Here is an 11,998-nt window from a genome sequence, read left to right on the forward strand (position 1 = left end):
GCGGGAATGACATGGGTTAAGCCGCTTTGGCCGATTCAAGAAAGTCCTGGGCGAAGCGCTGCAGCACGCCGCCCGCTTCGTAGATCGACACTTCTTCCGCCGTATCGAGACGGCAGATCACCGGCACTTCCACGCGCTCGCCGTTGCGGCGGTTGACCACCAGCGTCAGCGTCGAACGCGGGGTGCGCTCGCCGATCACGTCGTAGCTTTCGGTGCCGTCCAGCGCCAGCGTCAGGCGGTTCACGCCAGGCTGGAACTCCAGCGGCAGCACGCCCATGCCAACCAGATTCGTGCGGTGGATGCGCTCGAAGCCTTCGGCCACGATCGCTTCAACGCCCGCCAGGCGCACGCCCTTGGCCGCCCAGTCGCGCGACGAGCCCTGGCCGTAATCGGCGCCGGCGATCACGATCAGCGACTGCTTGCGCTCCATGTAGGTCTCGATGGCTTCCCACATGCGGGTGACTTTGCCTTCCGGCTCCACGCGCGCCAGCGAACCGGCTTTGACCTTGCCGTCGGCATCGCGCACCATTTCGTTCTTCAACGTCGGATTGGCGAAGGTGGCGCGTTGCGCGGTCAGGTGGTCGCCACGGTGGGTGGCGTAGGAATTGAAGTCCTCTTCCGGCAGGCCCATTTTCGCCAGGTACTCGCCGGCGGCGCTATTGAGCATGATCGCGTTCGACGGCGACAGGTGATCGGTGGTGATGTTATCGCCCAAGACCGCCAGCGGCAGCATGCCCTTCAGCGGACGAGCGCCAGCCAGCGCGCCTTCCCAGTACGGCGGACGGCGGATGTAGGTGGTCTGCGGACGCCAGTCGTACAGCGGCTTCACTTTGATGCCGTCGTCTTCCTGCTTGGCGAACATCGGGATGTAGACCTTGTTGAACTGCGCCGGCTTGACGCTGGACGCGACCAGCGCATCGATCTCTTCGTCGGTCGGCCAGATATCCTTCAGCGTGACCGGCTGGCCGTTGCTGTCGATGCCCAGCACGTCCTTCTCGATATCGAAACGGATCGTGCCGGCGATGGCGTAGGCCACCACCAGCGGCGGCGAAGCCAGGAAGGCCTGCTTGGCGTACGGGTGGATACGGCCATCGAAGTTGCGGTTACCCGACAACACAGCGGTGGCGTACAGGTCGCGGTCGATCACTTCCTTCTGGATCACCGGATCGAGCGCGCCGGACATGCCGTTGCAGGTGGTGCAGGCGTAGGCGACCACGCCGAAGCCCAGCTGTTCCAGCTCAGGCATCAGGCCCGCTTCTTCCAGGTACAGCGTCACGGTCTTGGAGCCGGGCGCCAGCGAGCTTTTCACCCACGGCTTGCGGGTCAGGCCGCGCGCGTTGGCGTTGCGGGCCAGCAGGCCTGCTGCGACCATGTTGCGCGGGTTGTTGGTGTTGGTGCAGCTGGTGATGGCGGCGATGATGACGGCGCCGTCGGGCATCAGGCCAGGCTCGTTCTCCACCACGCCGCTGATGCCGCGCGCGGCCAGCTCGGAGGTCGGCACGCGGTTGTGCGGATTCGACGGGCCGGCGATGGTGCGCACCACCGACGACAGGTCGAACTTCAGCACGCGCTCGTATTCGGCGGTCTTCAGGGCTTCGCCCCACAGGCCGGTTTCCTTCGCGTAGGTCTCCACCAGCTTGACCAGTTCATCATCGCGGCCGGTCAGCTTGAGGTATTTGATGGTTTGCTCGTCGATGTAGAACATCGCGGCGGTGGAGCCGTATTCCGGCGCCATGTTGGAGATGGTGGCACGGTCGCCCAGCGTCAGGTGCGAGGCGCCCTCGCCGAAGAACTCCAGGTACGACGATACGACCTTCTGCTTGCGCAGGAATTCGGTCAGCGCCAGCACGGTGTCGGTGGCGGTGATGCCGGCTTGCGGCTTGCCCGTCAATTCGACACCGATGATGTCCGGCAGGCGCATCCACGATGCGCGGCCCAGCATCACGCTCTCCGCTTCCAGGCCACCGACGCCGATGGCGATCACGCCCAGCGCATCGACCATCGGGGTGTGCGAGTCGGTGCCGACCAGCGTATCCGGGAAAGCCACGCCGTCCACCGACTGTATCACCGGCGACATGCGTTCCAGATTGATCTGGTGCAGGATGCCGTTACCCGGCGGGATCACGTCGACGTTCTTGAACGCCTTCTTGGTCCAGTTGATGAAGTCGAAACGGTCTTCGTTGCGGCGGTCTTCGATGGCGCGGTTCTTGTCGAAGGCATCGGGATCGAAGCCGCCGCACTCCACCGCCAGCGAATGGTCGACCACCAGCTGGGTCGGCACCACCGGATTGACCAGCGCGGGATCGCCGCCTTGCAGCGCGATGGCGTCGCGCAGGCCGGCCAGGTCGACCAGCGCGGTCTGGCCGAGAATGTCGTGGCACACCACGCGCGCAGGGAACCATGGGAAGTCCAGATCGCGCTTGCGCTCGATCAGCTGCGACAGCGAGGCGTTGAGCGTCGCCGGATCGCAGCGGCGCACCAGGTTTTCAGCCAGTACGCGCGAGGTGTACGGCAGCTTGGCCCAAGCGCCCGGCTGGATCGCGTCGACAGCGGCGCGCGCGTCGAAGTAATCGAGCTTGGTGCCCGGCAGGGGTTTGCGGAATTGGGTGTTCATTATTTGCGGTCCTTGATCGGGACGAACTTCAGGTCTTCAGGACCGACGTAGTTCGCGCTTGGACGAATGATCTTGTTGTCGATGCGCTGCTCGATGATGTGCGCGGCCCAGCCGGACGTGCGCGAGATGACGAACAGCGGCGTGAACATCGCGGTCGGCACGCCCATCATGTGGTACGACACGGCCGAGAACCAGTCCAGGTTCGGGAACATCTTCTTGATGTCCCACATGACGGTTTCCAGGCGTTCGGCGATGTCGAACATCTTCATCGAGCCGGCTTCCTGCGACAGCTTGCGCGCCACTTCCTTGATGACGACGTTGCGCGGGTCGGAGATGGTGTACACCGGATGGCCGAAACCGATCACGACTTCCTTGTTGGCGACGCGGTTGCGGATATCCGCTTCGGCTTCGTCTGCGTTTTCGTAGCGCTTCTGGATCTCGAAGGCGAATTCGTTGGCGCCGCCGTGTTTAGGGCCGCGCAGCGCGCCGATCGCGCCGGTGATGGCGGAGTGGATGTCCGAACCCGTGCCGGCGATGACGCGGCTGGTGAAGGTGGAGGCGTTGAACTCGTGTTCCGCGTACAGGATCAGCGACGTATGCATCGCCTGGACCCAGCTTTCGGATGGCTTCTCGCCGTGCAGCAGGTGCAGGAAATGGCCGCCGATGGAGTCGTCGTCGGTTTCCACGTCGATGCGCTTGCCGTTGTGGCTGAAGTGGTACCAGTACAGCAGCATCGAGCCGAAGGAAGCCATCAGGCGGTCGGCGATGTCGCGCGCGCCCGGCACGTTATGGTCGTCCTTTTCCGGCAGCGTGCAGCCGAGTACCGAGACGCCGGTGCGCATCACGTCCATCGGGTGTGCCGATGCTGGCAGTGCTTCCAGCGCCGCTTTCAGCGATGCTGGAAGGCCGCGCAGCGAACGCAGTTTGGTCTTGTAGCCTTTCAGTTCGGCGGCGGTCGGCAGTTTGCCGTGTACCAGCAGGTAGGCGATTTCCTCGAACTCGCAGGTGCTGGCGACGTCCAGGATGTCGTAGCCACGGTAGTGCAGGTCGTTGCCGGTTTTGCCGACGGAGCACAGTGCGGTATTGCCAGCGGTGACGCCGGACAGGGCGACGGATTTTTTTGGTTTGAAAGTAGCTTCGGTCATTCTAAGTCTCCAGTGATACCGTCATTCCCGCGTAGGCGGGAATCCATGCTGAGCGTGAATGCACGTGTTCTATGGGTTCCCGCCTGCGCGGGAACGACGGCGGTGGTCAATTATTTTTTCTGTGCGGCGAACAAGGCATCCAGCTTTTGCTCGAAGCTGTGGTAGTTGATGCGCTCATACAGTTCGGCGCGGGTTTGCATGGTGTCGACCACGTTTTGCTGCGTGCCGTCACGGCGGATCGCGCCGTAGACGTTTTCCGCAGCCTTGTTCATCGCGCGGAAGGCGGACAGTGGATACAGCACCAGGCCCACATCGGCGCTACGCAGTTCGTCCACGGTGAACAACGGCGTCGAGCCGAATTCGGTGATGTTGGCCAGCACCGGCACCTTGACGGCGGCGGCGAATTTTTTGTACATATCGAGGCTGATCATCGCTTCCGGGAAGATCATGTCCGCGCCGGCTTCCACGCAGGCGACGGCGCGTTCGATCGCGGCGTCCAGGCCTTCGACGGCCAGCGCATCGGTGCGGGCCATGATGACGAAGTTTTCATCGGTGCGCGCATCGACGGCGGCGGCGATGCGGTCAACCATCTCCTGCTTGGAGACGATCTCCTTGCCCGGACGGTGGCCACAGCGCTTGGCGCCGACCTGGTCTTCGATGTGCATCGCTGCGGCGCCGAACTTGATCATCGACTTGACGGTGCGCGCCACGTTGAAGGCGGAGGCGCCGAAGCCGGTGTCGACGTCGACCAGCAGCGGCAGGTCGCACACGTCGGTGATGCGGCGCACGTCGGTCAGCACGTCGTCCAGGCTGGAGATGCCCAGGTCCGGCAGGCCGAGCGAACCCGCCGCCACGCCGCCACCCGACAGGTAGATCGCCTTGAAGCCGGCGCGCTTGGCCAGCAGGGCGTGATTGGCGTTGATCGCGCCGACTACCTGCAATGGGGATTCTTCTTGGACGGCTTTGCGGAAAGCGGCGCCTGCGGAGTATTGACTCATGTTGTGACCTTTCAATGTTGCAGTGAAGTTGGGGTATCTATTGCAAGGGGCGTGCCAGATTACTACCCTATATAAATCAATAACTTACGTATTTCAAGCGTTTCACTAGCGTTTCAATTTGAAACAACGAAACAGATGAACTACAATTGAAACATGCGCCATTCCACTCCCCTGCCCTTCGACATCAACGACAAACCGGTCATCTGGACGGTGTCCGTCTCGCGCCTGTATGACCTGTTCCGCGACATCACGCTGGAATACGACGACCTGGCCACCATCGAGCCGATCAACCTTGGCTTCGACGAAGCGGCGCGCCACATCCGCGAGCGCATGGCCACCGAGCGATGCGACGCCGTCATCGCCGCCGGTTCCAACGCGGCCTATCTGAAAGGCCGGCTATCGGTGCCGGTGGTGATCGCCAAGTTCAGCGGCTTCGACGTGATGCAGGCACTGGCGCGGGCGCGCCGGGTGTCGGAGCGCATCGGCATCGTCACCTACCAGGAGCGCTTGCCGGAGCTGGCCGAATTCGCCGGTACCTTCGGCTTCGACGTCGAACAGCGCACCTACGCGACGGAGGAAGACGCGCGCGCCCAGATCAACGACCTGAAAGCGGCCGGCATCAAGGCCATCGTCGGCGCCGGCCTGATTACCGACCTGGCCGAGGAAGCGGGACTGACCGGCGTGTTCGTCTACTCGGCCGCCTCGATCCGTCACGCCTTCGACGACGCGCTGGAGATGGCGCGGCTGACACAACTCGAATCGAACCGCAGCCGCACGCGCGGCGCCGTGGTGGCGGACACGCTGCGCGCCAAGCACGGCATCAACGACCTGCGCGGCGACTCCGACGCGATGGAGGCGCTGCGCCAGTCCGTGGTGCTGTATGCGAAATCCCCGGCGACCGTGCTGATACAAGGCGAAACCGGCTGCGGCAAGGAACTGGTGGCGCAGGCCATCCATCGCGAGAGTCCGCGCACGCTGGGCCAGAACAGGCCTTTCGTCGCCGTCAATTGCGGCGCGATTGCGGAATCGCTGCTGGAGTCCGAACTGTTCGGCCACGAGGAAGGCGCCTTCACCGGCGCGCGGCGCGGCGGCCACGCGGGCCTGTTCGAAGCGGCCAATCGCGGCACGCTGTTCCTCGACGAGATAGGCGAAATGCCGCTGACGCTGCAAACCCGCTTGCTGCGCGTGCTGGAGGAACGTGAAGTGGTGCGGGTGGGCGGCACGCGGCCGATCGCCGTCAACGTGCGCATCATCAGCGCCACCCACTGCGATCTGGAGCAGCGCGTGCGCGAAGGCCGCTTCCGCGCCGACCTGTTCTACCGGCTGGCGGTGCTGCGCCTGTCGCTGCCGCCGCTGCGTGCGCGGCAGGAAGACGTGATGACGCTGGCCGAATGGTCGCTGAAGAACGCACTGGCCTCGCTGGGCGCGCGCCCGCACCCCAACCTGCACGCCGAGATGGCGACCTGCGCGCCGCTGCTGCAGCGCTACGACTGGCCCGGCAATGTGCGCGAACTGCGCAACCTGACCGAGCGCCTGGCGCTATTCCTGGCCGCCGAACCATTGCAGGCCTTGACGCCGGCCTTCGTCCTGAGCGTGGCGCCAGAACTGACGACGAACACCGCCACGCTGCACAGCGCCGGCACGCAGGCCATCGGCTTCAGCTCCGGCGCGCCGCCACTGGCGCTCGCGGCGCCCCGCGCATCCGCCGAAAGCGTGACCGACGTGCTGGCCCGCTTTGGCGGCCGCCGCGACGCCGCCGCCGACTACCTCGGCATCAGCCGCACTACCCTGTGGCGCAAGCTGCGCGCCGAAACCGGCTAGACAGGCGGTACTGCCCGCCTACCGCTCATCCTTTCAAAAAAACCGTTCATCCAGTAGTCGTCGCCGGCGCAATGCCGGTTCGATAGCATGGCCTCACTTATTTGACACAACGTCACAACCAAGGAGGTCACCATGCCACGCTCGCTCACCCAACGTATCGCCACCATCGCCGCCAGCCTGGCGCTGGCTTACGCCGCCGCACCGGCCGTCGCCGCCGGCGCCACCGCAGCCGCCGCCCATCCAGCCTTCAAGGTCGAAGTGACCGGCAAGGGCGAGCCAGTGATCCTGATACCCGGCCTGGCCTCGTCCGGCGAAGTGTGGAACGGCACGGTCGCCCACTACTGCGGCAGCCGCCAGTGCCACGTCGTCACGCTGGCCGGATTCGCCGGCGTGCCCGCCATCGAAGGCCCGCTGCTGCCGGCCGTGGAGCAGCAACTGAGCGACTACATCGCCGCCAATAAATTCGACCGTCCCATCGTCATCGGCCATAGCCTGGGTGGCTTCCTCGGCCTGAAGCTGGCCGCCGACCATCCTGAACAAGTCGGCCGCCTGGTCATCGTCGACACGCTGCCGGCGCTGGCCGCGATCCAGATGCCCAGCATTACCGCTCCGCAGATGAAGGAAATGGCCGCCGGCATGCGCGCCCGGATGGAATCCATGGATGCCGAATCCTACCGCGTCAACCAGATCAAGACGCTGCGCTCCATGATCACAAAACAGGAAGACATCGACCGCGCCGCCGGCTGGGGCAAGCTGTCCGACCACGCCACGGTCATCAACGCCATGACCGAGATGATGAGTGAAGACCTGCGCACGGAAGTGGCCCGCATCAAGTCGCCAACGCTGGTGCTGGGCGCGTGGATCGCCTACAAGGACTACGGCACCAAGCCGATGTTCGAGCAGATGTACAAAAGCCAGTACCAGCAGCTGCCCAACGTCAAAGTGGAGCTGGCCGACAACGCCCGCCACTTCATCATGTACGACGATCCGGCTTGGATGTATGATCGCATCGATAACTTTTTAAAATAAGCCCATCATGACCAACGACCGCCCACTGCTCGCGCGCCTGAACTGGTACTGGCTGTTCCAGCTGGCAGGCTGGCTGTTCCTGCCGCTGCTGCTGATTGCCATGACGCCGGGCGACAGCCACACCTCCCGCATGATCGCTATCTCATTCTGGGGCGTGGCGGCGGGGCTGGTCATTTCGGACACCTGGCACCGGCTGCTCAAGCGCCAGATCCGCAACGGGGTGCGCGTCAGCTGGAAGATGGTCATGGTCGCGGTCCTGGTGTTGGGCGTTATCCATACCGGCGTGCAGACAATCGGCTATATGGTCATCAAACCATTCGGCGAAGTGCACGGCGTGTACTGGGTGCCGGGCGCGCTGATGTTCTGGTGGGGAGTTTACCTGGTGTGGAACACCTTCTACATGGCGGTGCTGTCGCTGCGCCGCGCCAACCGCTTCGAGCAGGAGGCGCTGCGGCTGGAGATCAGCGCCAAGGACGCCGAGCTGCGCGCCTTGCAGGCGCAGGTCAATCCGCATTTTTTCTTCAACAGCATGAACAGCGTGCGCGCCCTGATTTACGAAGACCAGGACTCAGCGGCGCAGATGATCGACCAGTTGGCCAGCGTGATGCGCTACGCGCTGCAATCGGGCCAGCACGACACGGTGCCGCTGGCGGCTGAAATCGAAGCCGTGCAGGCCTATCTGGCGATTGAAAAAATCCGCTTCGAGGAACGCATGCGGGTCAGCGTGGAAATCGGACTGGGACTGGAGCAGGTGCGCATACCGCCGATGGCCTTGCAGACGCTGGTGGAAAACGCCGTCAAGTACGGTGTCGAGACCAGCCCCACCGGCAGCGAGATCCGTATCCGCGCGCAGCGCCTGGACGATGGCAAGATCCATATCGAGATCGCCAACCTGGGCGCGATCCTGCCGTTTGCAAATTCCACCAAGGTTGGCCTGGTCAACACCCGCAAGCGCCTGGCGCTGGCGTTGGGAGCCAACGCCAGCCTGGATCTGACTGAAAACAGTGGCTGGGTACGCGCCACGATGACTTTACCGGAGGCCGCCTGATGCGCGCATTGCTGATCGACGACGAGCGCCTGGCGCGCGCAGAGCTGCGCCGTTTGCTGGCGGCGCACCCTGAAGTGGAAATCGTCGGCGAGGCCGTCAACGCGGCCGATGGCATCCAGCAGATCACCGCGCTCAAGCCGGACCTGGTGTTCCTCGACGTGCAGATGCCTGGCGGTAGCGGCTTCGACATGCTGGCCGCGCTGGAGGAAGCGCCGGAGGTGATCTTCACCACGGCCTTCGACCAGTATGCCTTGCAGGCGTTCGAAGTCAATGCGTTGGACTATCTGCAGAAGCCGATCCAGGCCGCGCGCATGGCGGCGGCATTGCAGCGCTGTTCATTGCGCCACAGCCGCGCGCTGGCCTACGCGGCGGCTGGCATACCGGCCGTGGCGCCGACGGCGGCCAAGAAGCTGTTCATCAAGGATGGCGAGCGATGCTGGTTTGTCGGCTTGCAGGATGTGCGGCTGTTCGAATCGGACGGCAACTACACGCGCGTGTACTTCGACGACCACAAGCCGCTGATGCTGCGCTCCTTGAACCAGCTGGAAGAGCGGCTGGATCCGCAACGCTTCTTCCGCGCCAGCCGCCGCCACATCGTCAACCTGGACTACGTCGACCAGGTCACGCCCAACGACGCCGGCGGCCTCGATCTGCTGCTGCGCGACGACCTCGAAGTAGAAGTCTCCCGCCGCCGCGCCGCCCAATTCAAAAGCCTCGCCAGCCTCTAAAAATCCGGGATCAAGTCTGACATTCGGACACGGGCTCAACCGTAGCGCAGGCTAGGGTTGAGCCCGTGTCCGAATGTCAGACTTGACCCCGGCGTTCGTTCAGGTTCGTAGCGCTTCGGCCGGCACCATGCGCATGGCGATCCAGGTGTGGCGGGCGATGGCGATCAACGCGATGACCAGCGTCAGCGTCAGGGCGAACAGCAAGGTCCAGTAGCCTATCGGCGCGTGTTCGACATAGCGCGACAGGTAGCGGCGAATCGCGATCACCGCGATCGGCAAGGCGATCACCGCCGCCGCCAGCACCAGCGCGCCGATTTCCCGTACCACCAGCAGGCCGATGTCGGCGCTGCGCGCGCCGTGCAGCTTGCGCATGACGATCTCCCTGGCGCGCCGCTGCACCGTGTTCGCCGACAGCACATACGTGCCGAAGGCGGCGATCGCCAGCGCGATCCCTGTGGCGACCGACATCAGCTTGGCCAGGCGCGCATCGTCGGCATAATTGGCAGCCAGTACATCGCTGGCGCGGACGATCTTGGGGAGAGCGTCAGGAAAAAAGCTGGGCCACAACGCCTGCACGCTGCGCTCGACGGACGCCGGATCGGCAGATGCGCGCACGCTCAACACCGTCCCCGCAGTCCACAGCTCGTAGGCGGTCGCGATAGGTTTATCGCGCAGCGAATGGAATCTCAAATCAGGAGCGATGCCGACGATGCGTTTGGAGATCACCTTATTTTCAAACCCCTTGAACAGCAAGGTCTGACCAATTGCCTCCTCGGCGCTGGCAAAACCCAGCTCGCGCGCCGCGACCGCGTTCAGCACCACCGGCACCCGGTCATCCTCCTTGTCCACAGCAGCCTGGAACAAGCGCCCGGCCAGCGGCGCGATGCCGTAAAGCTCGAAGAAATTCGCGCTGACCGATTTCATTTCCATCCCCGCGCTCTGCCCACCGGGACGCGTCATGTCATGGGTCCAAGCCCAATCGAGCCGGCCCACCGGATCTTCCGTTATCGCCACACCGGCCACGCCAGGCTGCGCCGCCAGTGTCGAGTAAAAACGCCGCGCCTTCTCGCTGTCCTTGACCCGTTCCGGCATATCGACAATCACGAACGGCATCGGATCGAAGCCGGGCGAGGCGCGCATTGCATAATGGGTCTGCCACGCCACGGCGATCGTCACACTGGCGAAACCCATCGCGACCGACACCTGCAACACCGTCAACGCGCGCCGCCATTGCATGCTGGCGCGGGATTCCGTGTCGGGACGGCCGGCCAGCACCTGCGTCGGATGCACGCGCAGCGCGACCCATGCCGGGTAGATCGCCGTCAGCACACCCAGCACGCCGCCCAGGCCAAACGCGGCGACGATATTCTGCAATGAGAACAAGCCGTCCAGCTGGCGATTGACCAGCTGCGAGAAGACCGGCAGCGCCAGCCACGCCAGCATCAGCCCAAGCGCAGTGGCCGTCATCGCCACCAGCAGCGATTCGAACAGGAACAGCAGCATGAGCTGCCCCACGCCGGCGCCGAGCACCTTGCGCATCGCCACCTCGCGCTGGCGCCGCAGCACGCGCACCATGCTCAGGTTGACGTAGTTGATCGCCGCCATAGTCAGGATCAGCAGTGCAAGCGCCGCCAGACCGGCGACCAGCACAGGGTTGGCGCGGTCGCCGGGCGCCGACACGAAACTGTTCTGCATCTTGTAGTCGAAGTAGGCGTCGCGCAGCGGCGACATGGTGAGCTCTATCGCCTTGCGCTTGCCCAGGCGGGCGCGCATCTCCGGCGAGAAGTTCTGCATGCTCGGCGCCGTGTCCACCACCCTCTGCAAACTGTCGATGATCGCCGGCAGCGAGGCCCCTGGCTTTACGCGCAACAGCATCTTGCCCATCCAGCCATGCTCGCCGGTCATCATCTCATGGCGGATATCCGCCCCCGCCACCACCGAGTTGACGCCGAAAAGCAGCTCGAACGGTATCGTCGTATTGGCCGGCGGCGTAGGCACCACGGCGCCTACCTGCACGGTGTTCCCTTCCGCCAGCATCGTGCGGCCCACCGCATTGACAGTGCCGAACAAGCGCAGCGCGCCGGCCTCGGTGACGACAAAACGATCGGGCTTGTCCAGCGCATCCGCCAGGTTTCCCTGCACCGCGCGCAGTCCAAGCATCTCGGCAAAACCGGGCATGACGGTCAACCCGCGCACCGCGAAGATGCTGCGGTTGATCCGCACAGTCAGCGGCGTGATCTCCGGCCGCGCCGGGATGTAGACCGCGGCGCCGATGACGCCTGGCGTCTTCAGCGCAGGCTCTCGCAGGAACATCGGTACCACTTCCTGCAAGGGCGAAGCTGGATCGACGTTGAAGTGCTGCTTGACGACATAGACCCTGTCCACATCCGGAAAATGGGCGTCGTACTCCATCGAGTAGCGCACAAAGCCAAGCAGCAGCAAGCACGCGGCCAGGCCGACGCCCAGCCCCAGCACCACCGCCAGCGTGTAGGCCGGCTCCTGTACCAGCGCGCGCCAGCCGATGCGAAAGTCTCTTAGCTTCATGTGATTGAAAATCCGTGGTGGGAAAACCCATAGCGTTTGCAACATCCATGCCACGGTGGTTCAGGCGCTTC

8 protein-coding genes are annotated in these 11,998 nt (G+C 64.2%); 4 read left to right on the forward strand and 4 right to left on the reverse strand.

Annotated elements, in window-relative coordinates; translation table 11 throughout:
* Nucleotides 1-16: 16 nt before the first annotated feature.
* The 3 genes from acnD to prpB form a co-directional block, all read right to left on the reverse strand.
* Nucleotides 17-2,614 (reverse strand): Fe/S-dependent 2-methylisocitrate dehydratase AcnD, encoded by a 2,598-nt coding sequence (gene acnD, locus V6M89_RS17135; protein ID WP_332854294.1) that lies wholly within the window; start codon nt 2,612-2,614, stop codon nt 17-19.
* Nucleotides 2,614-3,759, reverse strand: a complete 1,146-nt coding sequence (gene prpC / locus V6M89_RS17140; protein ID WP_116993016.1) for a bifunctional 2-methylcitrate synthase/citrate synthase — start codon at nt 3,757-3,759, stop codon at nt 2,614-2,616. Before prpC ends, acnD begins: the two co-directional genes overlap by 1 nt.
* Nucleotides 3,760-3,869: 110 nt before the next feature.
* A complete protein-coding gene (prpB, locus tag V6M89_RS17145; protein WP_116993014.1) occupies nt 3,870-4,757 on the reverse strand; it encodes a methylisocitrate lyase in 888 nt (295 codons plus the stop codon).
* Nucleotides 4,758-4,910: 153 nt separating this feature from the next.
* Between prpB and prpR the strand changes: the two genes are divergently transcribed.
* The 4 genes from prpR (at nt 4,911) to V6M89_RS17165 (ending at nt 9,383) form a co-directional block, all read left to right on the forward strand.
* Nucleotides 4,911-6,578, forward strand: a complete 1,668-nt coding sequence (gene prpR, locus V6M89_RS17150) for a propionate catabolism operon regulatory protein PrpR (RefSeq protein ID WP_332854295.1) — start codon at nt 4,911-4,913, stop codon at nt 6,576-6,578.
* 132 nt (nt 6,579-6,710) lie between these two features.
* The gene (locus tag V6M89_RS17155) at nt 6,711-7,607 is read left to right on the forward strand and encodes an alpha/beta fold hydrolase (protein ID WP_332854296.1); all 897 of its coding nucleotides are present in this window, start codon (nt 6,711-6,713) and stop codon (nt 7,605-7,607) included.
* Between the two features lie 7 nt (nt 7,608-7,614).
* Entirely contained in the window at nt 7,615-8,655 is a 1,041-nt protein-coding gene (locus V6M89_RS17160; RefSeq protein WP_332854297.1) for a sensor histidine kinase, read from the forward strand.
* Nucleotides 8,655-9,383, forward strand: coding sequence for a LytR/AlgR family response regulator transcription factor (locus V6M89_RS17165; protein ID WP_332854298.1), 729 nt, complete (start codon nt 8,655-8,657; stop codon nt 9,381-9,383). The genes V6M89_RS17160 and V6M89_RS17165 overlap by 1 nt, the downstream gene beginning before the upstream one ends.
* 99 nt (nt 9,384-9,482) lie before the next feature.
* Here V6M89_RS17165 and V6M89_RS17170 read toward each other — a convergent pair whose 3' ends face one another.
* Entirely contained in the window at nt 9,483-11,927 is a 2,445-nt protein-coding gene (locus V6M89_RS17170; RefSeq protein ID WP_332854299.1) for an FtsX-like permease family protein, read from the reverse strand.
* Nucleotides 11,928-11,998 lie beyond the last annotated feature (71 nt).

Origin of the sequence: Duganella sp. S19_KUP01_CR8 (assembly GCF_036688705.1) — a bacterium.
Classification (GTDB): Bacteria; Pseudomonadota; Gammaproteobacteria; order Burkholderiales; family Burkholderiaceae_D; genus Rugamonas.